The sequence below is a fragment of the Variovorax sp. GW821-FHT10B04 genome (assembly GCF_059415645.1).
In genome coordinates this window covers 377,277-403,207 of record NZ_JBWKNQ010000003.1, presented here as the reverse complement: position 1 = coordinate 403,207, position 25,931 = coordinate 377,277, and the positions used below count along the sequence as shown (strand labels likewise).

Below are 25,931 nucleotides of genomic sequence, written 5' to 3'. Positions count from 1 at the left end.
GCCGGGTCAGAGGTGGAAGGCGGCGGCCGCACCGACCAGCACACCGACGCCGGCCAGGGCCAGCATGCCGTACTCCAGCCACTTCTTCTTGGTCAACAGGGCAATGGCCGCCAGCGCAATCGAGACCTGCAGCACGGTCGTGGCCTGTGCCCACCGGTGATGCTGGTGCATCTGCGCGTCGGACTGGTGGTCCCAGTCCGTGGCTTCGGCCTCGAGCTTCTGTGCGGCGAGCTGGATCTCGTTCTTCTCTTTTTCGTAGCGGTCGAGCTTGGTCTGCAAGGCGGGCTTGCGGTCATCCGGTGCGGCGTCGCGTGCGAACTCCGTCAGCGCCTGTTTCGTGCTCTTCGCCTGGAAGTAGTTCCACTGGTTCGAGGCCTCGGTCTTCTTGATGGCCGCGTTGTTCTTGTAGAGCCCGGCGTTCGCTTGCGTGGCGCCGCCCATGTACGAGAAGAGCGCGCCGACCGTCGCGATGATCGCGGTGCAGACGGCGATCTGGTTCGTCATGCTCTTGCCGGCGATGCCGTGGTGCTCGCTGCCGTGGCCGCCTTGGGCGGCATGCTCCAGTTCGTGGTCGTGCGGGCCGTGCACGTGGAAGCCGTGGTCTGACATGGGGATTTCTTCTGTTGTTGTGCTTGTTCTGGCGGAAAGCCCGCCCGCATTCAAATCCGCTCGAGCGTCACGAAGCCGAAGGCCAGGCCGGACGCCGCCACGTGCGATTCGCGGGTGGTCTCGTGCCAGGTGCCGTCGAGTATCGGGGCGTGCGCGTCGCCCTCGTAATCGCGTGCGATCTCGGTCACGACCACGCGCTGCGCGTGCGGCAGCGCTTCGGCGTAGATCTGCGCGCCGCCGATCACCCATACCTCGGCGGCATCGCGCGCGAGCGTGATCGCCTCCGGCAGGCTGTGCGCGACCTGCGCGCCGTCGGCCGACCAGCCCGCTTGCCGCGTGACGACGATGTTGGTTCGGCCCGGCAGCGGGCGGAACTTCGGCGGCAGCGAATCCCAGGTCTTGCGGCCCATGATCACGGGGCAGCCGGCTGTCATGCGCTTGAAGTGCGCCATGTCTTCCGGCAGATGCCAGGGCAGCGCGTTGTTCTTGCCGATCACGCCGTTGGCGGCGCGGGCGTAGATCAGGTTCAGGCGCATGGTCGTTCGCCGCAGGGTCGCCCCAAGGCGAATGATGCCCACCCGGGGGTCAGCGAGTACACGCCAGTGACGAGTGCGGGGGCCATGCTCAGACCGCCACCGGTGCCTTGATCGCGGGATGCGGCTCGTAGCCATCGAACACGAAGTCCTCGTACGCGTAGTCGAAGATCGAGTCCGGCCGGCGCAGGATGCGCAGCGTCGGGTACGGGCGCGGTTCGCGGCTCAGTTGCAGCGCGACCTGTTCGACGTGGTTGCTGTAGATGTGGCAGTCGCCGCCGGTCCAGATGAAGTCGCCGACGTCGAGATCGCACTGCTGCGCCACCATGTGCGTGAGCAGCGCATAGCTCGCGATGTTGAAGGGCACGCCCAGAAAGATGTCCGCGCTGCGCTGGTACAGCTGGCAGCTCAGCTTGCCGCGTTCGCCGGCGGCCTGCGGCGGCGCCACATAGAACTGGAAGAAGGCATGGCAAGGCATCAGTGCCATCTTCGAGAGCTCCGCCACGTTCCAGGCGCTCACGATGATGCGGCGCGAATCGGGGTTGCTCTTCAGCGTCTTGATCACGTCGGCGATCTGGTCGATGTGGCCGCCGTCGGGCGTCGGCCAGCTGCGCCACTGCACGCCGTACACCGGGCCCAAGTCGCCATCCTCGCGTGCCCATTCGTCCCAGATCGTGACGCCGCGCTCCTTCAGCCAGTTGTTGTTGCTGGAGCCGGTCAGGAACCACAGCAGCTCCTGGATGATGGACTTCACGTGGACCTTCTTGGTCGTGACCAGCGGGAAGCCTTCGTTCAGGTCGAAGCGCATCTGATGGCCGAACACGCTCTTCGTGCCGGTGCCGGTTCGGTCGCCCTTGTACACGCCGTGCGTGTCGACATGGCGCATGAAGTCTTCGTACTGGGAACGGATGGGGTGGGTGGTCATGTCAGTAGCCTGCGAAAAGCGCGTCGAGCGCATCCTGGATTTCGAGTTGTCGATGAGCCAGATTGACGACCGGTCGGCGCAGCTCGCCAATCGGGACGGCACCGATGGACGCCGTGTCCATGACTACGTCCTTGCCGGCGACCTCCAGCACGGGATTCAAGGTGCGAACGAGCGTCTTCAGACGTCCGCCGGCAAACAGCGGGATGACCACACGTGTCTCCAGAACCTGGAGATAGTCGCTCTGAACATCGAGCATGTACGGGATGGCAGCGCGCTCTTCAGGGTCGGGATTGGCATACACATCGAAGCGCGCCATTTCAATCCTTTTTGCCGTCGCCCAGGCTGCGTCCGAAACTGCGGTACTTGGCCAGCGGCAACCCATCCTTGGCGATGCGTGCGTTGTAAGCGGCCATACCTTCCTTGTTCTCTTCTGCCCATTTCTCCCAGTAACGGCGCTTGACTTCCTCGGCGAGCAGGCCGTCGACCGTCTGCGAGACGTTCATGCCCAGCTCTCGCGCCATCTCCAGCACCTTGCTGTTGAGGGAGAGATTGGTGGCTTTCTTGGGGGCGTTGTCAAAACGGAGCATGTCGTTCTCCATGGGCATGGTGTGTGCGCATATTTTACGCGCACGCCAACGTGCACATCACGCCCGCAGCACGCGTCCCGGATTCATGGTGTTCTGCGGATCGAGCCCGCGCTTGATGGCGCGCATCATGCCGAGCGCCACCGGCGACTTGTGCTTCTCGAGCTTGTGCACCTTCAGCTCGCCGATGCCGTGCTCCGCGGAGAACGATCCGTTGAACTGCTCGACCGCGTCGTACACCAGCGTGTTCACGCGCTCTTCCTGGTCGCGCAGGAAGGCACGGGCGTCGCCCTCGGCCGGTGCCTGCACGTTGTAGTGCAGGTTGCCGTCGCCCAGGTGGCCGAAGTTGACCAGCCGCACGCCGGGGATCTCGCGCTGCAGCAGCGCATCGGTCTCGGCGACGAAGGCCGGAATGCGCGACACCGCGATCGAGATGTCGTGCTTGATGTTCAGGCCTTCCTCGGCCTGCGCGAGCGGGATGTTCTCGCGCACATGCCAGAGCTGGTTCGCCTGCGTGAGGTTCTCCGCCACCACGGCGTCGGTCACGCAGCCGTCTTCGAACGCGGCTTCGAGCAGCGCCTCGAAGCGCGACCGGGCGTGGTCTTCGGACTCGCTGTCGGAATTCTCGAGCAGCACACACCATGGCGTTGCCTCGTCGTCGATGAAGGGCACGCGCAGCTGCGGCATGTGCTTGGCGACCAGGCTCAGCGCGAACTTGCCCATCACCTCGAAGCCGGTGAGGCCCGAGCCGAGCTGCTTGTGCGCCATGCCCAGCAGCGTGACCGCGTGGTCGAGCGACGGCACGGCCGCCCAGGCCGTCAGCCTGGCGGCCGGCAGCGGATAAAGCTTCATCGTGGCGGCGGTGATGATGCCCAGCGTGCCTTCGCTGCCGATCAGCAGGTCGCGCAGGTCGTAGCCGGTGTTGTCCTTGCGCAGGCCGCTGGTGCCTTCCCAGATCTCGCCGTGCGGCGTGACGACTTCCAGGCCGAGGCAGAGATCGCGTGTGTTGCCGTAGCGCACGACCTGCGTGCCGCCCGCGTTGGTTGCGAGGTTGCCGCCGATCGTGCAGCTGCCTTCGGCCGCCAGGCTCAGCGGGAACAGGAAGCCGGCCTTCTCGGCCGCTTCCTGCAGCGTCTGGAGGATGCAGCCGGCCTCGACCGTCACGGTGAGGTTGGCGGCGTCGATCGCACGGATGGCGTTCATGCGCTGCAGGCTCAGCAGCACCTGCGTGCCGCTCGCGTCCGGAATCGCGCCGACCGCGAGCCCGGTGTTGCCGCCCTGCGGCACGATCGCGGCGCCTGCTGCCGCGCAGGCCTTGACCACGTCGGCCACCTGCTGCGTGTTGGCCGGCCGCACCACGGCCAGCGCCTTGCCGCGCGCGCGCTTGCGCCAGTCCTGTTCCCAGGCGGTGAGGTCGCCCTCGGTCAGAGCATTGGCATCGCCGACGATGGCGCGCAGTTGTTCGATCAGTGTGGTCACGGTACGGGAATCTCCAGGGGGCGTTGCGCGGCGGCCAGGTGCAGGCGCAGGCGCACATGCCAGGCACAGGCCGCGAAGAGCAGCAGGCACAGCGCGACCTCGGCCAGCGCCAGCGCACGGCTGATGCCCGCGGTGTCGCTCCAGGCGCGCACCACGCCTTCGGTGAAATAGAGCCAGATCATCAGGCTGACCCAGCGGTAGGTGTACATCCGGTTCTTCATCAGGCCGGCCAGCGGCACGACCAGCGGCAGTACCTTGAGCGCCAGCCACGAGCCACCAGGCCGCAACGGCGCGAGCCACATCTCCCAGGCCAGCCCGAGCACGATCAGCCCGACCAGGCTGCCGACGGCAAGCCAGCGGGTGGTGGCAACGGAAGAAAAGGCCGATGAGTTCGAGGTCGTCATGTCAGTTTTTCCCCATCAGATCAAACCGTCGACAACCGATGAAACAGTCACGGCCAAATACCAGAGACACCGCGGATCCGGCTCCGCCGGTCCGCCGGTGTCGCCCCCCGGCGAGGGGGGTTGGCGAAGCGACACGAAGTGCGCGAAGACTGGGGGGAGCAATATGATACTTGCCATGAATCGCCAGCAACTGTGGAAGGACCTCTCGCGCTTCCCGTGGCGCAACACCGCGGTGGTGCTCGGCGAGCGCTTCAAGGCCGACCGGCTCGGCCTCACGGCCAGCAGCCTGACCTTCACGACCACGATCGCGATGGTGCCCTTCTTCACCGTCGCGCTGGCGCTGTTCACGGTGTTCCCGATGTTCTCGAAGATGCAGGGTCGGTTGCAGCGCTGGTTGATCGACAGCCTGATCCCCGACAACATCGCGCGCCAGGTGCTCGGCTACCTGAACCAGTTCGCCAGCAAGGCCAGCGGGCTCGGCATCGCCGGGCTCGTGGTGCTGCTGGTCACGGCCATCACGCTGATCCTGACCATCGACAAGACGCTCAACAACATCTGGCGCGTGCGCAAGCCGAGGCCGCTCGCGCAGCGCGTGCTGATCTACTGGGCTGCCATCACGCTCGGGCCGTTGATCCTCGCGGTCAGCCTGAGCACCACGTCGTACCTGTTCGGCGCGTCGCGCGGCGTGATCGATGCCGACAGTCTCCTGAAGCCGCTGTTCGACGGCTTCGAATTCGTCCTGCTGGCCGGCGGCATGGCCGCGCTGTATCACTACGTGCCGAATACCGCGGTGCGCTGGGCTCATGCCTGGGCGGGCGGGTTCTTCGTGGCCGCGGCCATCGAGATCGCCAAGCGCGTGCTGGGTTACTACCTCAGCCTGGTGCCGACCTATTCGGTGGTCTACGGCGCCTTCGCCACCGTTCCGATCCTGCTCGTATGGATCTACGTCGCCTGGGTGATCGTGCTGCTGGGTGCCGTCATCGCGGCGTACCTGCCGAGCCTGATGGCCGGCGTGGCACGCGTCGGCGACGCGGCCGGCTGGCCCTTCCAACTGGCGATCGAGACGCTGCAACTCCTGCATCGGGCGCGTGCCACGCCGGCACGCGGCTTGTCGGCCGACATGCTGGTGCAGCGGCTGCGCATCGACACGCTGCAACTCGCGCCCGTGCTCGACACCCTGGTCGGGCTCGACTGGATCGCCCCGCTGGCCACCGAGACCGAAGGCGACGAGCCGCGCTATGTGCTGCTCGCCGACCCCGACACGACGGCGCTGGAACCATTGATGACGCAACTGATGCTGCCCCGGGCCAGAGCCCTGCAGCCGATCTGGAGCCGTGGCCCGCTCGACACGCTCTCGCTGCGCGACGCGCTCGGCGCGCCGGCTGTTCGTTAGCTGCAGCACGGCGCTCAGAAGGCGGTCGCCGCCGGGCCGCCCCAAGGCGGCCGCGCCTCCCCCTCGGGGGGTGGCGAATTACACGCGCAAGGCGCGTGAAAAGCCGGGGGGCTCAAATCTTCCGCGGTCGCCGCCGGGCCGCCCCAAGGCGGCCGCACCTCCCCCTCGGGGGGTGGCGAATTACACGCGCAAGGCGCGTGAAAAGCCGGGGGACTCAAATCTTCACGCGGCCGAGCCAGATGTCGCGGTACATCGTCCAGTCGCCCATGAAGCTGTAGAGCGGCCGCTTGAAAGAGGCCGGCTTGTTTTTCTCGAAGCCGAAGTGCCCGATCCACGCGAAGCCGTAGCCGGCAACGAGCGCCGCCAGCAGCCACAGCGGGCGGCCGGTCACGGCCAGCGCCACCAGGCACGCGAGCGACAGCGTCGAGCCGACGAAGTGCAGCCGTCGGCAGGTGAGGTTGGAATGCTCCGTCAGGTAGAACGGATAGAACTCGGCGAAGCTGGTGAAACGGCGCGGATCGACCGCGGCATTCGCTGCGTGCAGGGGCTGTGTGTTCATCGTGTCTCCTTGCTGGCGCCGGCGGCGCAGGATGGCGGGGCGCGACTCATAATAGGTGCGGCCCGCCGACGGCGCCAGCCCGGTTTTCACCCATCCATCCCACCTTTCGCCATGCGCGTTTCATCCGCTGAACTGTCCGCCGCCCCGGCCGGCGCCACCTGGGTGGTCTGCCTGTGCGCCGAGTGGTGCGGCGCCTGCCGCGAATACCGCCCGTTGTTCCAGCAGATTGCGCGCGCGCATCCGGCACTGCGCTTCGCATGGGTCGACATCGAGGACCATGCGGCGTTGGCCGACGACTTCGATGTCGAGACCTTTCCCACGCTGCTGATCGTCGGCGAGGCCGGCACGCACTTCCTCGGCCCGCTGCTGCCGCATGCCGAGACGCTCACGCGCCTGCTGACAGCACTGCCGGCGCCGCAGCCGCCTGTGGACATGGTCGATGCGCTGCGCGACGCCATCGTGCGTGCGCCCGAGGTTTTCTCCATCGATCCCAGTGAGGTTCCACGATGAAGGTTCTGCTGTTCGGCGCCACCGGCATGGTCGGCCAGGGTGTATTGCGTGAATGCCTGCTCGATCCCGGCGTGGAGCGCGTGCTCTGCGTCGGCCGCAGCGCGAGCGGCCAGCAGCATGCCAAGCTGCAGGATCTGATCGTCAAGGACATGTTCGACTACAGCGCGGTCGAGGCGCAACTCGGCGGCTTCGACGCCTGCTTCTTCTGCCTCGGCGTGTCGTCGGTCGGCATGAGCGAGGCCGACTACAAGCGCGTGTCGTACGACCTGCCGCTGGCCGCGGCGACGGTGCTGGCACGGCTCAATCCGCAGATGACCTTCGTCTTCGTCACGGGCCGTGGCTGCGACAGCACCGAGCGCGGTCCGATCATGTGGGCGCGCGTGAAGGGCGCGACCGAGAACGCCTTGCTCAAGCTGCCTTTCAAGGCGGCCTACATGTTCCGGCCCGGCATCATCCAGCCGCTGCACGGCGTGCGCTCGAAGACGCCGCTGTACCAGGCGGCTTATGTAGCGCTGGCGCCGGTGCTCGGCCTGTGGCGACTGCTGTCGCCCAACGGCCTGACGACCAGCGAGCAGATCGGCAAGGCGATGCTCGCGATCGCACGGCGCGGCGCGCCGAGCCCGTTCGTCGAAATGGTCGACATCAACGCGCTGCGTTAGCGCGCGCCGGGCATCGGCCCGGGGATCAGGCCTCAGGCCGTCAGGAAATCCCGCAGCGTGAACAGCACCGCGTCGGGCGCTTCGGTCATGAGCGCGTGGCCGGCGGGCACCGTCACGATCTGGCGCGAGGCGGGTGCCTTCGCCACCAGCGTCTTCGCGGCGCGTGGCGGTGTCATCTGGTCGGAATCACCGAGCAGGAACAGCACCGGGCACTGCACGGCGGCCATCGCGGCCTCGCCATTCGCATAGTCGTTGCAGGCCTTGAAGCCGACGTGGAACACGTTGACTTCGCGGTTGCTGGCGAGCACGCGCCGCATCAGCGCACGTGAACCGCCGTAGAGCCAGGTGCCCGGCCCGAGCGACGATGGCGGCGGCGCCAGCATCGAGTGCGAAAAGCTGTTGACCATGTCGATGGCCTTCATCGGCGCATTCAGCGCGCTGTCGAGCAGCGCTGGCGACACCACCATCGGGTAGGCCGTGCCGACCAGCGCCAAGTGCGACACGCGTGACGGCGCACGCGCCGCGGTTTCCAGCGCGATCAGCGAGCCGAAGCTGTGGCCGACCAGCGCCGCCTTCTGCACGCCGGCTGCGTCGAGCAGCGCGACGATGAAGTCCGCCGCGTCCTCGACCGAGGCCGGCGCCGGGCCGGCGCTCTTGCAGTGGCCGGGCAGGTCGATCGCCAGCACGTTCCAGCCGTGGTTGGCGAACCAGCGGCTCTGCAGGATCCACACGCTGTGGTCGTTCAGCACGCCGTGGATGAAGACGACCGTCGGCCGCGCCGCGTCGAAGGCCTTGCCGCCGGTGTAGGCGTAGGTGGTGTGTCCGTTGACGACTAGCTGCATGTCAGGCTCCCGCCTTCTCGGCGGCCTTCAGCGCGCGCTTCAGGTCGTCGATCAGGTCCGCCGGATCCTCCAGGCCGATCGACAGGCGGATCGTGCCCTGGCCGATGCCCGCACCGGCGAGCGCCTCGTCCGTCATGCGGAAATGCGTGGTGCTGGCCGGGTGGATCACCAGGCTGCGGCAGTCGCCCACGTTGGCCAGGTGGCTGAAGAGCTTCAGCGTCTCGATGAACTTCTTGCCCTGCTCGCGGCTGCCCTTGATGTCGAAGCTGAACACCGCGCCCGCGCCGCGCGCGCCGTGGCGCAGCAGCTTTTCGGCGAGCTTGTGGCTCGGGTGCGATTCCATCAGCGGGTGCCCGACGCGCGAGACGAAGGGGTGCGCGGCCAGGAATTCCACGACCTTCTGCGTGTTGTCGATGTGGCGCTCCATGCGCAGCGGCAGCGTCTCGATGCCTTGCAGGATCAGCCACGCGGTGTGCGGGCTCATCGATGCGCCGAAGTCGCGCAGGCCTTCGCGGCGCGCGCGCAGCAGGAAGGCACCGACCGTGCTCTCCTCGCTGAACACCATGTTGTGGAAGCCGTCGTAGGCCTGGCTCAGCTCGGCGAACTTGCCCGACTTCTCCCAGTCGAAACTGCCGCCGTCGACCACCACGCCGCCGATCACCGTGCCGTGGCCCGACAGGAACTTGGTCGCCGAGTGATAGACCAGGTCGGCGCCGTGGTCGAAGGGCTTGATCAGGTAGGGCGAGGTCAGCGTCGAGTCGACCAGCAGCGGCACGCCGGCCGCATGCGCGATGTCGCTGACGGTCGGGATGTCGAGCACGTCCAGGCCCGGATTGCCGACCGTCTCGCCGAACAGCAGCTTGGTGTTCGGCCGGATCGCGGCGCGCCAGCCATCGAAGTCGCCGGGCTTCACGAAGGTGGTCTCGATGCCGAAGCGGCGCATCGTGTAGTTCAGCAGGTTCTGCGATCCGCCGTACAGCGCGGTGCTGGCCACGATGTGCGAGCCCGCGCCCATCAGCGTCGCGACGCTCAGGTGCAGCGCGGCCTGGCCGCTGGCGGTGGCGATGGCGCCGATGCCGCCTTCGAGTGCGGACACGCGTTGCTCGAGCACCGCGTTGGTCGGGTTGCTGATGCGGCTGTAGACGTGGCCCGCGCGCTCCAGGTTGAACAGTGCGGCCGCATGGTCGCTGGACTCGAACACGAACGAGGTCGTGAGGTGGATCGGCACGGCGCGTGCGCCGGTGGCGGGGTCGGGTGCGGCGCCGGCGTGCAGCGCGAGGGTGTCGAATCCGGGGTCGGAATAGCCTGGCATGTCTCACTTTCGTAACGCTCCGTCACGTGTGCGACCCCACAGTCGCACCCTCGTGACGGGGCAGGGCGCCTATTGTGAGCGACATGGGCTATATTCAAAAAGGGACTCCGCCCGTCAGTCACAGAAGACGACCTCCGAGGTATTTACGATGAAAGTCAGCGACATCCTGCGCGTCAAGGGCAACACGCTCTATACGGTCACGCCCGACGAACCCTTGGCCGCCGCCGTGACCGTGATGGCCGAGAAGGACATCGGTTCCCTCGTCGTCATGGAGCACGGCGACCTGGTCGGCATGCTGACCTTCCGCGAAGTCATCGTGGCGATCGTCAACAACGGCGGCACCGTCGGCACGACGCTGGTGCGCAAGGCGATGGACGACGCGCCCGTCACCTGCACCGGCGAGACCGATCTCGACGAGATCCGCCGCATCATGCTGCAGCGCCACGCGCGCTACATGCCCGTGATGGACAAGCGGATGCTGATGGGCGTGATCAGCTTCTACGACGTCGCGAAGGCCGTCGTCGACAGCCAGAATTTCGAGAACAAGATGTTGAAAGCCTACATCCGCGACTGGCCCGAAGAAGGCACGCAATAGGCTCTCCCCCAGGCTTCGCGCACTTCGTGTCGCTTCGCCAACCCCCTTCCGGGGGCAACACCAGCGGCCCGGCAAAGCCGGTTCCGCGGTGTTTCACGAACAGATGATGGATTGTCAGGGTGAGCGCGCGTTCAGCGCCTTGAGGGCGGCGCCGGGGAAGCTCCCGAAGGCGTCCGCCAGGCGCACCGCGCCGTTCTTCACCGTCACCTGTTCTCCCGTCAGCACGTTCTCGAAGCGCGCGCCTTCGGGCCAGCCGGGCAGGTGCACGACGGTGTCGGTCCACACCTTGTCGCCGAGCGGCAGCCAGCCGTCGGCCGCGGCCTGCGCCGCCTGCGCTTCGGCATCGGTCGCGAGGCCGACGAACAGCCGCGCGGCGATCAGCACCATCGCCTTGCCTTCGTGCGCACGCGTGAAGGCGATCACGTGCGATGCCTTGGCGCCGGCCGCGTGCAGCGCGGTGTAGCTGCCTTCTCGGAACAGCGCGGGCTCGGCCTCGCGCAGCGCCAGCAGGCGCCAGGTCGCCCATAGCTTGGCCGCACCCTCGTGCGGTTCCGCCGCGAAGCCGCGTGCGGCCTCGGCCACCCCGGCCATGCCGGGCGCCTGCAGCACGGCGTCCATCCGGTCGAGCCAGCCCGCGCGCGCGGCGTAGTCCACCGGGCGGCGGTTGTCCGGGTCGACCAGGCTCAGGTCCGCCAGCTCGTTGCCCTGGTACATGTCGGGCACGCCGGCCGATGCGTACTTGATGAGCGTCATCGACAGGCTGTTCAGCATGCCGAACCAGGCCACCGTCGCGCCGAGCGCCTGCAGGTCCGCCAGGAACGCGTTGTCGTCGATGCGGCCGAGCAGCTTCTGCACGAAGCCCTTCAGCGCGTTCTCGTAGGGCTCGTTGGCGATCACCCAGCTGGTGTGCGCCTTCGACTCGCGCGCCGCCTTCAGCGCATAGCGTTCGATGCGCTCCGCAAAGTCCGCGCGCGTGGACTCGTCGAGCCCGCCCGCGGGCAGCGCGCCCAGCAGCGTCTGGTAGAGCAGGTATTCGTCGGCGGCCGACGGCATCTGCGGGGCCGGGTCGTCGACGGGCCGGTTCATCGCGCGCCAGCGCCGCAGCGCCAGCCGCCAGGTCGCGGGCAGTTCGGACAGCACGTCGATCCGGTTGCGCACGTCTTCCGAACGCTTGTTGTCGTGCGTCGACGTGGCCAGCATGGTGTGCGGCCAGCGCAGCGCGCGGTCGGCGCTCGCTTCATGGAACTGCGCCACCGACATGCCGAACAGCGCCGGCTCGCCGCCGACCTCGTTGAGCGAACTCAGCGGAAAGTAGCGGTAGAAGGCCGTGTCTTCCACACCCTTGGCGGCCACCGGCGCGCTGAACTGCTGGAAGCGGATCGCGAAGCGCCGGGTGCGCGCCTGCAGCGCTTCCGAGGCCTGCGAGACGGTCTGGCCGAGCAGCGCACGGCGCACGAAGTCGAACACCGTCGTGTCGGCGTCCAGGCTTCGCTCGCGCGCATGGTCGACCGCCCAGTCGATGAACTTCAGGTCCTGCGCGGAGGGCGCATCGATGATGTAGCTGCGGTACACCGGCATCGATGCCGCCACTTCCGACAGCGCGCGCCGCAGCGTGTTGAGCGTGTAGTCGCGGGTGCGCCGGTCGGCCCGCGCGATGCGCAGCAGCTCGGTCGACAGCACCGTGAGTTCCGACGCCAGCGCGTTGCGCATGATCGAGCGCTTGCCCTGGTAGGCGAGCTCCTCGAACGCGTCCTGCACGCCCGTGAAGCTGCGCCAGATGCGCGCAAAGCGCTCGGCGGTGCGCATGTCCAGCAGCACGCCGTTGACCACCGTCGCGAAGCGGTAGCCGGTGGTGCCGTGCACGTGCCATTCGACCGGCACCTCCTCATGCGAGGCCGCGATCTTCTCGGCCACCACATACAGCGGCCGTGCCGGACGGCCCTCGGCATCGGGGCCGGGCAGCACCAGGCCGGCGCGCCGCGCATAGCCTTCCTGCAGGCGCTGAAAGTACTGGGCCGGATCGTAGAGGCCGTCCGGATGGTCGATGCGCAGGCCGTCGACCACGCCGCGCGCCGCCAGGTCGAGCGCCATGCCGTGCGTTGCCTCGAACACCGGCTCGCGCTCGATGCGCAGCGCCGCGAGTTCGTTGATGTCGAAGAAGCGCCGGTAGTTGATCTCGTCCGCCGCCACGCGCCAGTAGGCGAGCCGGTAGGCCTGCAGTTCGAGCAGCGCGTGCAGCGTGTCGCGCTCGGCCGGCGCGTTGAACTCGGCCACCGCCGCAGCGATCGCCTGCGCCACGCCGAGCTGGCGCGACACCAGCCGTGCGAGACGGCTCTTCAGCATCTCCTTGTCGCGTGCGCGCTCGGCCACGGCGTCGGGCTCGGGCGCCTGGCGTTCCGGCAGGTGGCCGAAGGCGGCGGCGATGCTCGCCAGGCTGGCGGCGACCTCGGGGTCGGTCACGCGCGGTTCGGCACGTTGCAGCACCTGCGCATAGCTCTCGGGCGCCAGCGGAAAGTGATGCTCGTGATAGTCGACCCGGAGGCTGCCGCCGGCCGCGTCGAAGGCCAGCACGAGTTCGCCACGGCCGAGCACGTCGCCGTAATGGTCGCCCAGCACCGGCAGCAGGACCTTGCCCTGCAGCTCCAGGTTGAGCGGCTGCCAGTCGATGTCGAAGTGCTGCGCGTAGAGCGATGCGGGGCCGTTTTCCAGCACATCCGTCCACCAGGCGTTGTCCGCGCCCAGCACGCCCATGTGGTTGGGCACCAGGTCGAGCAGCTGGCCCATGCCGTGCGCACGCAGCGCGGCGCTGAAACGCTCGAAGCCTTCGGGGCCGCCCAGCTCGGGGTTGATCTCGTCGTGCGCCACCACGTCGTAGCCGTGCATGCTGCCCGGCCGCGCGCGCTGGATCGGCGAGCAATAGACGTGGCTCACGCCCAGTCGCGCGAGGTAGGGCAGGATCGCGACCGCGTCGTCGAAGCGGAAGTCCTTGTGGAACTGCAGCCGATAGGTGGCGCGTGGAATCCGCGTGTCGATGCTGCGCCCGACGGCGGCCTGCGATGCCGGATGCGGCCGGATGGCGGCCAGCGTTTCGCAGAGCTGCAGCGTCTGCGGGTCGACCGCGAGCTGCTGCAGGTCGAGCGTCAGCTTGCGCTGCCAGTTCGGATGCGCGTCGGTCGTGCCCGGCATGTTGGCCTGCTCGGGCATGCCGATCGCGTCTTCCAGCTGCACCATCATCACCTGCGACGGCGTGCTCGCGACGAAGGCATGGATCGCCGACACCACGTCCGCCGACAGCGCCTGCGCGCCGGTCGCTTCCGCCACCGCGTCGGCCGACAGCAGGCCCGCGCGCTGCACCGCGAGCAGCAGCCGGATGCGCTCCTGCGCGCGGTCGAACAGCTGCCGCTCGAACATCTCCTGGTTCGGGAACAGCCCGAGCGACAGGCGCAGCCGCAGGTCGTGGCCGGTCCACCAGCCGTTGAGCGTGGCCAGGTCGTGCGTGCTGATCGCGACCAGTGCATGGCGCGGATAGTCGGCCGGCGACTTGAATTCGCCGTCATGGCCACGCTCGAAATACAGCAGCCGGTACGACAGCACCTGGAAGCGCGCCAGCGCCGCGCGCATCTCGTCGGCGACCGTGCCGAGGTCCTCGCCGATCACCATGCAGCGCTGACGCTGGCTCTCGATGGCGACGATGCCGAGCATCTCGTCCAGCGCGTAGTGCACGTAGGCGCCCTCGTGCGGCGTGCCGCCCGGCGGAATCCAGAACAGACGCATCAGGCCCATCACGTGGTCGATGCGCAAGGCGCCGCCCTGCATGTTGGCGCGCAGCGTGTCGATGAAGAAGCGGTAGCCGCTGGTGCGCAGCCGGTCGGGCCGCAGCGGCGGCAGTCCCCAGCCCTGGCCGTTCGGGTTGAACTCGTCCGGCGGCGCGCCGACGCTCGCGCCGTGCACGAAGGTTTGTTGCTCGCTCCAGGCGTCGGAGCCCGCGCGGTCGACCGACACCGCCAGGTCGAGGTACAGGCCGACCGCCATGCCCTCGGCGTCGCACTGCGCGCTCGCGCGGTCGAGCTGCCGCACCGCCTGCCACTGCAGGTACTCGTAGTAGCCGATGCGTTCGGCATGCGTCTCTGCAAAGCGCTGCACCTCCGGCGCGGCCGGATCGCGGTAGGCCTCGGGCCAGACCGGCCAGCCCCAGACCGCCGGGTCGGTGTCATGGAAGTGCGCCTGCAGCGCCTCGAACAGCGCATGCTGGCGCAGGGCCGCGCCGCGCGACACGCGGAAGGCCTCGAACGCATCGGCGCTGTCGCTGCGCTCGCCCGCCTTCAGGTGCGTCGCGCGGAACTGCGCATAGAGCAGCGCGAGGACTTCGAACTTGGCTGCGGCGACGCCCACATAGTCGACCAGCGGCGTGTCGCGCAGCGCGGCCAGCCGTGCCTGGAAGTCGGGCGACTGCACCAGCCGCTGTGCCGGCTCGCAGTCGCGGAATTCATCGACCGCCTCGACGTCGATGTAGATCACGTTGAGCGCCATGCGCGACGACGGGCTGTACGGGCTGATGTGTGCCGGGTTGTGCGGAAACAGCGCATGCAGCGGATTGATGCCGACGATGCCCGCGCCGCGCCGTGCGGCCTGCTGGGCGAGCTGTGCCAGGTCGGTGAAGTCGCCGACGCCCCAGTTGCGCTGCGAGCGCAACGCATAGAGCTGCACGGCGGGGCCCCAGACCCGGCCGTCGTCGCCGAGCGCCGGTGGCCGGTAGCAGTGCGCCGGTGCGGCGATCACCAGCGTCTCGCCCGGCAGTCCGTCGAACGCGACGCGGTGGTAGCCGGCCGGCAGCGCCATCGGCAGCGTGATGCGCCGCTCGCAGTACGGCACGCCGTCGATCTCGGTGCGCGACAGCTCGGCCAGCGCGTGCAGCGACAGCCGGTCGGCATGCCGGGTGCCGTCCTCGGCATGCAGCGTCCAGTGCAGGTCGGACTGGGCTGCCGGCACGCGCAGCGTCAGTTGCCAGTTCGGCGTGTCGGCCGCGATCGCCGCCGCCGGCGGCGCGCCCTCGCGCCAGGCCGCGGCCTGCGCCTGCTCCAGGCTGCGTTGCGCCGGCACGGCCGGGTCGATGCCGAAGCTCGCGAGCAGTGCGCTCAGGTGCGCCGGCGTGGCGACGTGGCGGTTGCCGAAGATGTCGTTGTATTCGGGCGCGATGCCGAAGTGGGCGCACAGGCGCAGCAGTGCGTCCTGCTGCGCGGGGGAAGCGTCATGCAAAGTGGTTCTCCGCCAGGGTGATGCAGACGCCGCCCGGCGCGAGCCGCAGCGTGTCGTTGGAATCGGATTCAGGCTCTGCGCCGTAGGCGTACAGCGTGTCGCCATCGGGCGCCGCGACGCCGGCGATGGGTTCCTTGCCGAAGTGCGCCACCAGCTGCAGGCGCGCGCCGCCCGGCTGGCCGTCGGCGCCGCCGACCGGCCATTCGACGCGCAGCGCCTCGCCGTCGCGCCAGAAGCGTCCGCCGCTGCGCTGGCCTTCGAGCCGCGGCACGACGGCACGCCGCCGGATGCCGAGCAGCGCATGGATGTGCGCCATGAACTCGCGGTGCGGTGTGCTCAGCCGCTCGTCCCAGCGCAACCGGGACGCGACGAAGGTCGACGCCGCGTTCGGGTCCGGAATGCGGGCGCGCGCCGCCTCGTCGGCGAAGGCCGCGAACTTGCCGAACTCGGCGCGCCGGCCGTTCGACACCGCGGCCGCGAGTTCGGGGCCGAAGTCGCAGAAGTACAGAAAGGGCGTCGACGCGGCGTATTCCTCCCCCATGAACAGCATCGGCACGTGCGGCGACAGCAGCAGGCAGGCATACGCGGCCTGGAGCAGTCCGGGGTCGGCCAGCGCGGCGATGCGGTCGCCGAAAGCGCGGTTGCCGACCTGGTCGTGCGTCTGCAGGAAGGACACGAAGGCGCCGAGCGGCAGGTGCGCGCTCGGCTCGCCGCGCGCCTCGCCGTCGCGGAACGGCGAAGGCTGGCCCTGGTAGACGAAGCCCTGTGCCAGCGCGCGGCCGAACTGCGACACGGCGTCGTCCGCATAGTCGGCGTAGTAGCCGTCGGTGTCGCCGGTGACGAGCACGTGCGCCGCATGGTGCAGGTCGTCGTTCCATTGCGCCGTCGCGCCGAGCGGCCGGCCATCGGCATCGCGCTCGAGGTAGTGCGCGCCGTTGGCATCGTTCTCCAGCACGACATGGATCTGGCGATCGCGGCCCGGACCGTCGCGCAGCGCGGCGCAGATCTCCTGCACGATGTCCGGCGTGGAGTCGTCGCGGATCGCGTGCACCGCGTCCATGCGCAGGCCGTCGAAGCGGAACTCCTCGACCCAGTAGAGCGCGTTGTGCACGAAGAAGTCGCGCACGGTGCGCGCCAACTCCCCGTCGTAGTTGATGGCCGCGCCCCACGGCGTCTGGTGCGCCGCGTTGAAGAAGGCCGGGCTGCCCGCGTGCAGGTAGTTGCCCTCCGGGCCGAAGTGGTTGTAAACCACGTCGAGCAGCACCATCAGCCCGAGCGCATGCGCCGCGTCGACGAAGGCCTTCAGCGCTTCCGGCGGGCCGTAGGCGGCATCGGGCGCGAACAGCAGCACGCCGTCGTAGCCCCAGCCCCGCTGGCCGGGAAAATCCGCCACCGGCATCAGCTCGACCACGGTGATGCCCAGCGCCACCAGCTCGGGCAGCCGCTGCTGCGCGGCCGCGAAACTGCCTTCGGGCGTGAAGGTGCCGATGTGCAGTTCGTAGATCACGGCTTCCGACCAGGGGCGGCCGGCCCAGCCCGCGTCATGCCAGTCGAAGGCGCCGGGCGCGACCACTTCGCTGGCCTCGTGCACGTCGTCCGGATTGCGGCGCGAGGCCGGGTCGGGCACCAGCAGGCCGTCGGGCAACCGGAAGCGGTAGCGGTCGCCGGCATGCGCGTCGGCCACGTCGAGCCGGTGCCAGCCGCCGGGTTCCGTGCGCATGGCGACCGGCGTGCCGCCGTTGCGCACGAGCTCGACGCGTTCGAGGCCGGGCGACCAGAACTGGAAGCGCACGCCGCCCTCGTCGAGGACCGCGGCGCCGAAGGGCATGGCGTGGGTGTGTTTCATGGGATGGCGATGGAGGCGCCGGCCGCGGGCCGGCTGAGCAGCATGAGGGACCGGCAACGCAGCCGGCAGACGGGTCCGGCCGCCGTCGGTGACGCCGGGTCGGGCAGGGCGGCGCTGGCCGTGTCGATCTGCACCTGCCAGGCGTCGCCGCTGCCGACGCCGTCGGTCGGCAACTGGAAGTCGATGTCCTCGTGGTGGGCGTTGAACAGCAGGAAGAAGTCGTCGTCGACCCGTGCCTCGCTGCGCGGCCCGACATCGGCGATGCCCTGCCCCGACATGAACATGCCGATGCAGCGCGCGTTGCCGTCGCCCCAGTCCTCGGGCTTCATCTCCAGGCCGTCCGGTCGGAACCAGCCGACGTCCTTGACGGTGCGGCCCGGCAGCGGCGCGCCACGGAAGAAGGCCCGCCGGCCGATCGACGGGTGCGCCCGGCGCAGCTGCACCAGGTGCTGCACGAAGGCCAGCAGCGCGCTGCGGTCGGCGTCCAGCGACCAGTCGATCCAGCCGAGCTTGTTGTCCTGGCAATAGACGTTGTTGTTGCCCTGCTGCGTGTGGCCGGACTCGTCGCCGGCCAGCAGCATCGGCGTGCCCTGCGACAGCAGCAGCGTGGCCAGCAGGTTGCGCTTCTGGCGCTCGCGCAGGCCCAGCACCTCGGGGTCGTCGGTCGGGCCTTCGGTGCCGCAGTTCCACGACAGGTTGTTGCTGCTGCCGTCGCGGTTGTCCTCGCCGTTCGCTTCGTTGTGCTTCTGGTTGTACGAGACCAGGTCGTGCAGCGTGAAGCCGTCGTGCGCGGTCACGAAGTTGATGCTCGCGTGCGGATGCTTGCCCGACCAGCCGTAGATGTCCTGCGAGCCGGTGACGCGGCTGGCCAGCTCGCCGAGCAGGCCGCTGTCGCCCTTCCAGTAGCCGCGCATCGCGTCGCGGTAGCGGTCGTTCCATTCGGCCCAGCCCAGCGGGAAATTGCCCACCTGGTAGCCGCCATAGCCGAGGTCCCAGGGTTCGGCGATCAGCTTGACGCGGTTGAGCACCGGGTCCTGCTGGATCGCGTCGAAGAAGCCGCCCAGGTTCTCGACCTTGCCGGCTTCGCGTGCGAGCGCCGACGCCAGGTCGAAGCGGAAGCCGTCGACGTGCATCTCCTCGACCCAGTAGCGCAGCGAATCCATCACCAGCTGCAGTGCGCGCGGATGCGCGAGGTTGACGGTGTTGCCGCAGCCGGTGAAGTCGTCGTAGTAGCGCCGGTGCTCGGCGTTGAGGATGTAGTAGGACGCGTTGTCCACGCCGCGCAGCGACAGCGTCGGTCCGAGCTGGTTGCCTTCGCAGGTGTGGTTGTAGACCACGTCCAGGATGACCTCGATGCCTGCCGAATGCAGCGTCTTCACCATGGTCTTGAACTCCTTCACCTTGCGCGATGCGCTGTAGCGCATCTCGGGTGCGAAGAAGCCCAGCGTGTTGTAGCCCCAGTAGTTCTGCAGGCCCTTCTCGGCGAGGTGGCGGTCGTTCAGGTAGCTGTGCACCGGCAGCAGTTCGACCGTGGTGATGCCCAGGCGCTTCAGGTAGTCGATGACCGGCGCGGTGGCCAGCGCGGCGTAGGTGCCGCGCAGTTCGGCCGGCACCTCCGGGTGCTGCATCGTGAAGCCGCGCACGTGCATCTCGTAGATGACCATGTCCTGCCGCGCGATCCGCGGCCGGCGGTCGTCGCCCCAGGTGAAGGCGGTTTCGAGCACGCGGCCCTTCGGCATCAGCGCGGCGCTGTCGCGCCGGTCGAAGGACAGGTCCTCGCGCTTGCTGCCGATGGTGTAGCCGTAGAGCGCGTCGCCCCAGCGCAGCTTGCCGACCAGGTCCTTCGCGTAGGGGTCGATCAGCAGCTTGTTCGGGTTGAAGCGATGCCCGTCCTCGGGCTTGTAGGGCCCGTGCACGCGGTAGCCGTAGGCCATGCCCGGCCGCGCCTCGGGCAGGTAGCAGTGCCACACGTCGTCGGTGCGCTCGCGCAGTTCGATGCGCTGCAGCTCGTGGCGTCCGCCGTCGTCGAACACGCAGAGCTCGATGCGCTCCGCATGCTGCGAGAAGATCGCGAAGTTGACGCCTTCACCGTCCCAGTTGGCGCCGCGTGGATACGGTTGGCCGGGCCAGACGACGGTGATCGGGTTCTCATTGCGCATGTCGGGCTGTTGTCCTTTTCTCGATCAGAGCCGCTTGTCGTCCGTCGGGTCCTTCGGGCCGCGCGAGCGCCGCGGCCACCACTGCTCGATGCGCTCCTGCGCCCAGTCCTTGCCGCCCAGTCCGAAGGCCAGCGCGATGGCGAACACCACGCCGCCGAGGATCACCAGGAAGCTCTCGCGCACGATGTCGCCGCCGACCTTGATCTGGTCCAGCGCGATCAGCACCACGAAGGCCAGCACCGCGTATTGCGCCAGCCGGCCGAGCAAGGCCGCGTCCTGCAACTGCACGCTTCGGCAATAGCCCTGCACCATGTCGCGGATGAAGCGCGCGAAGTACGCACCGAAGGCCAGCACCAGCAGCGCCACGAACACGTTCGGCACGAACCACACCACGCGGCCGAGCAGGTCGGTGATGTAGGTCAGGCCCAGGCCGTTGAAGGCGATCAGCAGCGCGGCCAGGATCACGAGCCAGTAGGCGAGCGCGCCGAAGATCGTGGTGGTGTCGCCGGCCATTCCGCCCTGGCGCAGGAAGTTGTCCAGGCCGGAGCGCTCGGTCAGCACGGGAAAGTTGATGGCGCGCAGCGCCTTGACCAGCGCGAAGCGCGCGACCTTGGCCAGCAGCCAGCCGCCGATCACCACGACGATCGCGATCAGCAGCCGCGGCACGAAGGCCCCGATCTGGTACAGGATGGCCCGGACGGGCTCCAGGTGAATGCCGAAATCTTCCATGGTGACTTTCTCCAATTCAGTGGGTGCGGCGCGCACCCGTCATGCAGCGCGCGGTTGGCCCGCGTCGATCAGCGACAGGATGCCCTGCAACGGCACCTGCACCCAGTCGGCACGGTTGTTGAGCTCGTAGCGCAGCTCGTACATCGACTTCTCGAGTTCGAACAGCGCGAACAGGCCGCAGTCCGAATCGAGCGGTTGCGTGATGCCGTCGGCCGCCAGGCGCTCGGTGTAGGCACCCAGGAAGGCTTCGCGCGTCTTGGCTTCCCAGTCGCGCGCCAGCGGTTCCAGCTTGGCGAGTTCGCTGGCGCTCTGCGCGATGCGGCGCAACGCCGTCCACCGCGCGTAGTTGAACGACCGCACCATGCCCGCCACGTCGCGCAGCGGCGAACTCAGCACGCGGCGTTCCTCGAAGGTGCGCGCCGGCTCGCCTTCGAAGTCGATGATCAGGAAGTCGTTGCGCGAGACCAGCACCTGGCCCAGGTGGTAGTCGCCGTGGTAGCGGGTCTTCAGGCCGGTCTGCACTTCCGAGCCGCAGGACTGGATGCGTTGCGGTACCTGCGACGCCTTGGCCAGCAGGCGCCTGGCCTCCTCCTGCGTTTCCGGCGGCAGCGCGGGCAGGCGGGCGGCCAGCAGGTCGAGCGACACCTTGGCCTCGCTGGCTGCGCGTTCGCGCCAGGCCGTCACGTCGGCCTCGGTCATCGGCTGCGGATCGAAGGCCGGGTCGCCGGTGCGCATCGACAGCGCGAGGTGCAGTTCCGCGGTGCGCTCGCCCAGCGTGTGCATCAGCGCCAGGAAGCCGCCGTGCACGTCGTCGGGCTGCACGGTTTCCAGCGTGCGCATGGCTTCGAGGTAGCGCTCCAGGTAGCCGAGCGTGTAGGCCCAGCCGTCGCCCGAGTTGGGCACGAAGGCCTGCACCAGCGCGAGCGTCATGGTGCTGCCATCGTCGCCGTGGTATTCGAGCGCGCCGGCCACCGGCACGCAGTGCGGGTAGTGCGCGACTTCGGTCAGGAAACGGCCGACTTCGAGTTCCGGATTCAGGCCGGCACGCAGCCGGCGATAGCCCTTCACGAAGAGCCTTTCGCCGAGCGTGACCACCGTGTTGCTGCTGGCCGCGCTGGGCGGCGTGACGGGCAGTGCCGCCACGCCGTCGCCCGCCAGTGCCGCGAACACCTCGGTCGGGCGGAACTGCAGGCGGCCGTGCGCGGTCGGGATTTCCTTGCGCGCGCCGATGGCCTCGATCAGTGCGCGGCAGAAGGCGTCGTCGAAGAAGGCGTCGCCCATCACGCCGACGTTGGCCTGCTGGCGCACCTTGGCGATCGCGCCCTGGCTCAAGGTCTTCAGGCGCTCTTCTTCGCGGTCTTCCCAGGCCAGTGCGAGCGGCGCGAAATAGGTGGCGGTGTCGGTCGGGCCGTCGAGTTCGAGCAGCGGCAGCATCCAGCTGAAGTCGCCCTGGTCCCACACCGCGTGATCGACCAGCCGCGCGCGCTGGACCGGCGTGCCCTTCGATGCGTACCAGCGCTGCGTCTCGACGTAGCGCGGCAGCGTGTCGGTCTCGAACTGCAGCCGCATGCGCTCCGACATCCCGATGCGCCAGGGCATCACGCGGTCGCGGAAGAAGCTGGTCCAGCCGTCGAACAGCACCAGCACGGGCCGGTCCTGCAGCGGCACGCCTTCCTGGTGCCAGCTCGGCGTGGCGACGTCGGCCGCGAGCCGGAACCAGTAGAAGCCGTGCGAAGGCAGCGTGAGCAGATAGGGCAGTTCGCCGACGGGCGGAAAGGCCACGCGGCCCAGCATCTCGACCGGCACCCGGCCCTTGAAAGCCGACAGGTCGAGCTCGACCGGCTGCGCCGCCGAAGACAGGTTGAAGACCGACAGGATCGCCTCGTCCTCGTACTCGCTCAGGTACGCGAGGATCTTGCGGTTGCCCGGCTTCAGGAAGTTGCGCCGGCCGCGGCCGAAGGCGCGGCTGGTCTTGCGCACCGCCAGCATGCGCTTGGTCCAGTTCAGCAGCGAACCCGCCTCGCGCGCCTGCGTCTCGACGTTGAGCGCCTCGTACCCGTACATCGCGTCCATGATGGGTTGAAGGTACAGGCTTTGCGGGTCGGCGCGCGAGAAGCCCGCATTGCGGTCGGGGCTCCATTGCATCGGCGTGCGAACGCCGTTGCGGTCGCCGACGAACACGTTGTCGCCCATGCCGATCTCGTCGCCGTAATAGATGATCGGCGAGCCCGGCATCGACAGCAGCATGCTGTTCATCAGCTTGATGCGGTCGCCGTCGTTCTCCATCAGCGGCGCGAGCCGCCGGCGGATGCCGAGGTTGATGCGCGCGCGCGGATCGGCCGCATACATGCGGTACATGTAGTCGCGCTCCTTGCTGGTCACCATCTCGAGCGTGAGCTCGTCATGGTTGCGCAGGAAGATCGCCCACTGGCAGCCGTCCGGGATGTCGGGCGTCTGCTGCATGATTTCGACGATCGGGTCGCGGTCTTCCTGCGCGATCGCCATGTACATGCGCGGCATCAGCGGGAAGTGGTACGCCATGTGGCATTCGTCGCCGTCGCCGAAGTACTCGCGCACGTCCTCCGGCCACATGTTGGCCTCGGCCAGCAGGAAGCGGTTCTTGTACTGCGCGTCGATCGCGGCGCGCAGCTGCTTGATGACCGCATGCGTCTCGGGCAGGTTCTCGTTGCTGGTGCCGTCGCGTTCCACCAGGTAGGGAATCGCGTCCAGCCGGAAGCCGTCGACGCCCATGTCGAGCCAGAAGCGCATGGTCTTCAGGATCGCTTCCATCACCGCCGGGTTGTCGAAGTTCAGGTCGGGCTGATGGCTGAAGAAGCGATGCCAGAAGTACTGCTTGGCGACCGGGTCCCAGGTCCAGTTCGAGGTCTCGGTATCGGTGAAGATGATCCGCGTGCCCTGGTAGATCTGGTCGGTGTCGCTCCACACGTAGAAGTTGCGCTCGGGCGATCCGGGTGGTGCCAGGCGCGCGGCCTTGAACCACGGGTGCTGGTCGGACGTGTGGTTGATGACCAGCTCGGTGATCACGCGCAGGCCGCGCTTGTGCGCCTCGTCGAGCATCTCGCGGAAGTCGTCGAGCGTGCCGTACTGCGGGTTCACGTTCTCGTACTCGGAGATGTCGTAGCCGTCGTCGCGCAGCGGCGATGGGTAGAACGGCATCAGCCAGATCGTGTTGACGCCCAGGTCCTTAACGTAGTCGAGCTTGGCGGTCACGCCCTTGAAGTCGCCGACGCCGTCGTTGTTGGTGTCGAAGAAGGCCTTGACGTTGAGCTGGTAGATCACCGCGTCGCGGTACCACTGCGCGTCGTCGGTGCTGTCGATGGCCGGCGTTTCCAGTGCCAGGGAAGGTAGCGGTGCGTTCATGCGGGAAGTCCTCTCGCTCACTCGAAATAGTCGAAGTCGTTTTCGTTGCGCACGCGGCGCCGCACCACGAAGACGTGGGCGGGCGTGTAGTGCGGGTCGAGGCGAACGTAGTGGTAGTCGCCTTCCCACAGGAAGTGCTGGTCGCTCAGCAGGTCGTGCACCTGGAAGGAGTGGCCCAGCGGCACGCCGATCGACGCCGGCGTGAGGTTGATCCAGCCGTACTGCGCGTTGTCGGGGTCGAGGTTGACCACGGTCACCACCACGTTCCGGCCGTCCGCGGATGCCTTGGCATAGGCCAGCAGCCGGTCGTTCTCGACCGGCAGGAAGCGCAGGCTGCCGTTGGCCTGAAGCGCCGGGTTGTCGTGCCGGATGCGGTTGATGCGCGCGATGAGCGGCGCGATGCTCTTCGGCTGCGTGTGGTCCCAGGTGCGCAGCTGGTACTTCTCGGAGTCGAGATATTCCTCGCTGCCTTCGTGACGCGGCAGGTGCTCGATCAGCTCATAGGCCGGGCCGTAGATGCCGTAGCTCGCGGCCAGCGTGGCGGCCAGCACCAGGCGCAGGCGGAACATGGCCGGGTTCCCGCTCTGCAGTTGCTCGTGCAGGATGTCCGGCGTGTTCGGCCACACGTTGGGCCGGAAGTAGTCGTAGCCGGGGCCCTTCGACAGCTCGGTGAAGTAGGCGGTCAGCTCCTGCTTCGTGTTGCGCCAGGTGTAGTAGGTGTACGACTGCGAGAAGCCGAGCTTCGCGAGCCGGTGCATCACCTTCGGCCGGGTGAAGGCCTCGGCCAGGAAGATCACCGTCGGGTGCTCGCGCTTGATGGCGGTGATCACCCATTCCCAGAACGGGAAGGCCTTGGTGTGCGGGTTGTCGACGCGAAAGATGGTCACGCCCTGCGCGATCCAGTGATCGAACACGCTCTTGAGTTCCAGCCACAGGCCCTGCCAGTCGTCGCATTCGAAGTTGAACGGATAGATGTCCTGGTACTTCTTGGGCGGGTTCTCCGCGTACTGCACGCTGCCGTCGGGCCGCCAGCGGAACCAGCCCGGATGCTCCTTCACATACGGGTGGTCGGGCGCGCACTGGAATGCGATGTCCATCGCGATGTCGATGCCGCGCTGGCGCGCCGCGTTCACCAGGTGGCGGAAGTCCTCCGGCGTGCCCAGCTCGGGCAGGATCGACTTGTGGCCGCCTTCGGTCGAGCCGATCGCCCAGGGGCTGCCGACGTCGCCGGGCTCGGTCGTGAGCGCGTTGTTGCGGCCCTTGCGCTGCACGCGCCCGACCGGATGGATCGGCGGGAAGTACAGCACGTCGAAGCCCATGTCCGCGATCGCGGGCAGCCGTGCCTCGACGTCGCGGAAGGTGCCGTGCACGCCGGGCTCGGTGCCGGCCGAGCGGGGGAACAGCTCGTACCAGCTGCTGAAGCGCGCGCGCTCGCGGTCGACGATCAGCGGCAGGTCGGTGCTGAAGCGCGCCTCGTGGCGGCGGTCGGGGTAGAGCGATGCGAGGCGCGCGAGCTCGGTGTCGAGTGCCAGCGCCTTGAGGCTCGTGCCGTCGATCTTGCGGTCGGCGGCGCCCAGGTCGAGCGCCTGCGCGAAGCGGTGCAGTTCGGTCGCATGCCGGCCGGTTGCGCGGCCGGCGGCGGCGGCGATCTCGATCGCACCGACCTGCGCCGCGATGCGGATGTCCTCGTCGTCGACGCGCCGCGCGAGCTCGCTGCGCCACGACGAAAACGCGTCGACCCAGGCGACCACGGTGTAGCTGTAGCGGCCGGGCGCCGACGGCGCGAAAGAGGCTTCCCAGACATCGTTGTTGAGCAGCACCATCGGCACTTCATGGGGGTGTTCGGCGCCGTCCGCGCGCCACTGCAGCATCACGCGCAGCACGTCGTGGCCATCGGTGAAGCAATGCGCCTTGACCTCGATCGGCTCACCGGCGGTGCGCTTGATCGCGAAGCGCCCGCCGTCGACCACCGGCAGCACCGCGTCGATCACCGCACGCACCTGGCCGTCCGGCGGCAGGCTGGCGAAGGGCGACGGCGTGGCGAGCAGCGCGGGTGTCGGGGCCTCGGTCTTCGGGAGCGCGGGCGTGGAAGGAGGGCGGATGGGCGGCATGGCGGTCTGTGCAGTCTGTGCAGTCGATAGGGGTGGCGCGGATGG

The 25,931-nt window shown here is 68.4% G+C and carries 20 protein-coding genes; 4 read left to right on the top strand and 16 right to left on the bottom strand.

Going from position 1 to position 25,931, the window contains the following annotated elements; translation table 11 throughout:
* Positions 1-6: 6 nt before the first annotated feature.
* The 7 genes from AC07PZ_RS10085 to AC07PZ_RS10055 form a co-directional block, all read right to left on the bottom strand.
* On the bottom strand, positions 7-609 hold the full coding sequence (locus tag AC07PZ_RS10085) for a DUF4337 domain-containing protein (protein ID WP_495294919.1): 603 nt from the start codon (positions 607-609) through the stop codon (positions 7-9).
* A gap of 50 nt (positions 610-659) precedes the next feature.
* Positions 660-1,145 carry a dihydrofolate reductase gene (locus AC07PZ_RS10080; RefSeq protein WP_495294918.1) on the bottom strand — a complete coding sequence of 162 codons (486 nt, stop codon included), beginning with the start codon at positions 1,143-1,145 and terminating at the stop codon, positions 660-662.
* Between the two features lie 88 nt (positions 1,146-1,233).
* A complete protein-coding gene (locus AC07PZ_RS10075) occupies positions 1,234-2,067 on the bottom strand; it encodes a thymidylate synthase (protein WP_495294917.1) in 834 nt (277 codons plus the stop codon).
* Position 2,068: 1 nt separating this feature from the next.
* Positions 2,069-2,383, bottom strand: coding sequence for a CcdB family protein (locus AC07PZ_RS10070; protein WP_495294916.1), 315 nt, complete (start codon positions 2,381-2,383; stop codon positions 2,069-2,071).
* Position 2,384: 1 nt separating this feature from the next.
* The gene (locus AC07PZ_RS10065; RefSeq protein WP_495294915.1) at positions 2,385-2,654 is read right to left on the bottom strand and encodes a type II toxin-antitoxin system CcdA family antitoxin; all 270 of its coding nucleotides are present in this window, start codon (positions 2,652-2,654) and stop codon (positions 2,385-2,387) included.
* A 57-nt stretch (positions 2,655-2,711) separates the two neighbouring features.
* Positions 2,712-4,130, bottom strand: a complete 1,419-nt coding sequence (locus AC07PZ_RS10060; RefSeq protein WP_495294914.1) for an FAD-binding oxidoreductase — start codon at positions 4,128-4,130, stop codon at positions 2,712-2,714.
* Positions 4,127-4,534 (bottom strand): DUF2069 domain-containing protein, encoded by a 408-nt coding sequence (locus AC07PZ_RS10055; protein WP_495294913.1) that lies wholly within the window; start codon positions 4,532-4,534, stop codon positions 4,127-4,129. Before AC07PZ_RS10055 ends, AC07PZ_RS10060 begins: the two co-directional genes overlap by 4 nt.
* A gap of 163 nt (positions 4,535-4,697) precedes the next feature.
* On the opposite strand from AC07PZ_RS10055, the gene AC07PZ_RS10050 reads away from it, so the two are divergent.
* Positions 4,698-5,927, top strand: a complete 1,230-nt coding sequence (locus AC07PZ_RS10050; protein WP_495294912.1) for a YihY family inner membrane protein — start codon at positions 4,698-4,700, stop codon at positions 5,925-5,927.
* Between the two features lie 214 nt (positions 5,928-6,141).
* On the opposite strand, the gene AC07PZ_RS10045 is transcribed toward AC07PZ_RS10050, so the two are convergent.
* Complete coding sequence (locus tag AC07PZ_RS10045; protein ID WP_495294911.1) at positions 6,142-6,486, bottom strand: Mpo1-like protein; 345 nt, start codon at positions 6,484-6,486, stop codon at positions 6,142-6,144.
* Positions 6,487-6,597: 111 nt separating this feature from the next.
* Between AC07PZ_RS10045 and AC07PZ_RS10040 the strand changes: the two genes are divergently transcribed.
* The gene (locus AC07PZ_RS10040) at positions 6,598-6,996 is read left to right on the top strand and encodes a thioredoxin family protein (protein WP_495294910.1); all 399 of its coding nucleotides are present in this window, start codon (positions 6,598-6,600) and stop codon (positions 6,994-6,996) included.
* The gene (locus AC07PZ_RS10035; protein WP_495294909.1) at positions 6,993-7,655 is read left to right on the top strand and encodes an NAD-dependent epimerase/dehydratase family protein; all 663 of its coding nucleotides are present in this window, start codon (positions 6,993-6,995) and stop codon (positions 7,653-7,655) included. The genes AC07PZ_RS10040 and AC07PZ_RS10035 overlap by 4 nt, the downstream gene beginning before the upstream one ends.
* A 32-nt stretch (positions 7,656-7,687) precedes the next feature.
* On the opposite strand, the gene AC07PZ_RS10030 is transcribed toward AC07PZ_RS10035, so the two are convergent.
* Entirely contained in the window at positions 7,688-8,497 is an 810-nt protein-coding gene (locus AC07PZ_RS10030; RefSeq protein ID WP_495294908.1) for an alpha/beta fold hydrolase, read from the bottom strand.
* A gap of 1 nt (position 8,498) precedes the next feature.
* Complete coding sequence (locus AC07PZ_RS10025) at positions 8,499-9,809, bottom strand: O-acetylhomoserine aminocarboxypropyltransferase (protein WP_495294907.1); 1,311 nt, start codon at positions 9,807-9,809, stop codon at positions 8,499-8,501.
* Positions 9,810-9,957: 148 nt separating this feature from the next.
* On the opposite strand from AC07PZ_RS10025, the gene AC07PZ_RS10020 reads away from it, so the two are divergent.
* The gene (locus tag AC07PZ_RS10020; protein WP_495294906.1) at positions 9,958-10,404 is read left to right on the top strand and encodes a CBS domain-containing protein; all 447 of its coding nucleotides are present in this window, start codon (positions 9,958-9,960) and stop codon (positions 10,402-10,404) included.
* Between the two features lie 114 nt (positions 10,405-10,518).
* Here the strand turns inward: AC07PZ_RS10020 and AC07PZ_RS10015 are convergent, their stop codons facing one another.
* From AC07PZ_RS10015 to AC07PZ_RS09990, 6 genes are read right to left on the bottom strand one after another with little or no spacing between them, the layout of a single operon-like run.
* Positions 10,519-15,660: a malto-oligosyltrehalose synthase gene (locus tag AC07PZ_RS10015; RefSeq protein ID WP_495294905.1), complete on the bottom strand. Its 5,142-nt coding sequence runs from the start codon at positions 15,658-15,660 to the stop codon at positions 10,519-10,521.
* Positions 15,653-17,506, bottom strand: a complete 1,854-nt coding sequence (gene treZ, locus AC07PZ_RS10010; protein ID WP_495294904.1) for a malto-oligosyltrehalose trehalohydrolase — start codon at positions 17,504-17,506, stop codon at positions 15,653-15,655. The genes AC07PZ_RS10015 and treZ overlap by 8 nt, the downstream gene beginning before the upstream one ends.
* The gene (glgX, locus tag AC07PZ_RS10005) at positions 17,503-19,665 is read right to left on the bottom strand and encodes a glycogen debranching protein GlgX (RefSeq protein ID WP_495294903.1); all 2,163 of its coding nucleotides are present in this window, start codon (positions 19,663-19,665) and stop codon (positions 17,503-17,505) included. Before glgX ends, treZ begins: the two co-directional genes overlap by 4 nt.
* Positions 19,666-19,689: 24 nt before the next feature.
* Complete coding sequence (locus AC07PZ_RS10000) at positions 19,690-20,394, bottom strand: mechanosensitive ion channel family protein (protein WP_495294902.1); 705 nt, start codon at positions 20,392-20,394, stop codon at positions 19,690-19,692.
* 39 nt (positions 20,395-20,433) lie between these two features.
* A complete protein-coding gene (gene treS, locus AC07PZ_RS09995; RefSeq protein WP_495294901.1) occupies positions 20,434-23,775 on the bottom strand; it encodes a maltose alpha-D-glucosyltransferase in 3,342 nt (1,113 codons plus the stop codon).
* Between the two features lie 17 nt (positions 23,776-23,792).
* On the bottom strand, positions 23,793-25,886 hold the full coding sequence (locus AC07PZ_RS09990) for an alpha-1,4-glucan--maltose-1-phosphate maltosyltransferase (RefSeq protein WP_495294900.1): 2,094 nt from the start codon (positions 25,884-25,886) through the stop codon (positions 23,793-23,795).
* Positions 25,887-25,931 lie beyond the last annotated feature (45 nt).

Bases quoted from the DNA above. Each gene is read 5' to 3' on its own strand.
- AC07PZ_RS10075 (WP_495294917.1), bottom strand. From the start codon at position 2,067: ATGACCACCCACCCCATCCGTTCCCAGTACGAAGACTTCATGCGCCAT.
- AC07PZ_RS09990 (WP_495294900.1), bottom strand. From the start codon at position 25,886: ATGCCGCCCATCCGCCCTCCTTCCACGCCCGCGCTCCCGAAGACCGAG.
- AC07PZ_RS10040 (WP_495294910.1), top strand. From the start codon at position 6,598: ATGCGCGTTTCATCCGCTGAACTGTCCGCCGCCCCGGCCGGCGCCACC.
- AC07PZ_RS10055 (WP_495294913.1), bottom strand. From the start codon at position 4,534: ATGACGACCTCGAACTCATCGGCCTTTTCTTCCGTTGCCACCACCCGC.
- AC07PZ_RS10050 (WP_495294912.1), top strand. From the start codon at position 4,698: ATGATACTTGCCATGAATCGCCAGCAACTGTGGAAGGACCTCTCGCGC.
- AC07PZ_RS10000 (WP_495294902.1), bottom strand. From the start codon at position 20,394: ATGGAAGATTTCGGCATTCACCTGGAGCCCGTCCGGGCCATCCTGTAC.
- treZ (WP_495294904.1), bottom strand. From the start codon at position 17,506: ATGAAACACACCCACGCCATGCCCTTCGGCGCCGCGGTCCTCGACGAG.
- AC07PZ_RS10045 (WP_495294911.1), bottom strand. From the start codon at position 6,486: ATGAACACACAGCCCCTGCACGCAGCGAATGCCGCGGTCGATCCGCGC.
- AC07PZ_RS10030 (WP_495294908.1), bottom strand. From the start codon at position 8,497: ATGCAGCTAGTCGTCAACGGACACACCACCTACGCCTACACCGGCGGC.
- AC07PZ_RS10070 (WP_495294916.1), bottom strand. From the start codon at position 2,383: ATGGCGCGCTTCGATGTGTATGCCAATCCCGACCCTGAAGAGCGCGCT.
- AC07PZ_RS10020 (WP_495294906.1), top strand. From the start codon at position 9,958: ATGAAAGTCAGCGACATCCTGCGCGTCAAGGGCAACACGCTCTATACG.
- AC07PZ_RS10025 (WP_495294907.1), bottom strand. From the start codon at position 9,809: ATGCCAGGCTATTCCGACCCCGGATTCGACACCCTCGCGCTGCACGCC.
- treS (WP_495294901.1), bottom strand. From the start codon at position 23,775: ATGAACGCACCGCTACCTTCCCTGGCACTGGAAACGCCGGCCATCGAC.
- AC07PZ_RS10080 (WP_495294918.1), bottom strand. From the start codon at position 1,145: ATGCGCCTGAACCTGATCTACGCCCGCGCCGCCAACGGCGTGATCGGC.
- AC07PZ_RS10065 (WP_495294915.1), bottom strand. From the start codon at position 2,654: ATGCTCCGTTTTGACAACGCCCCCAAGAAAGCCACCAATCTCTCCCTC.
- AC07PZ_RS10035 (WP_495294909.1), top strand. From the start codon at position 6,993: ATGAAGGTTCTGCTGTTCGGCGCCACCGGCATGGTCGGCCAGGGTGTA.
- glgX (WP_495294903.1), bottom strand. From the start codon at position 19,665: ATGCGCAATGAGAACCCGATCACCGTCGTCTGGCCCGGCCAACCGTAT.
- AC07PZ_RS10085 (WP_495294919.1), bottom strand. From the start codon at position 609: ATGTCAGACCACGGCTTCCACGTGCACGGCCCGCACGACCACGAACTG.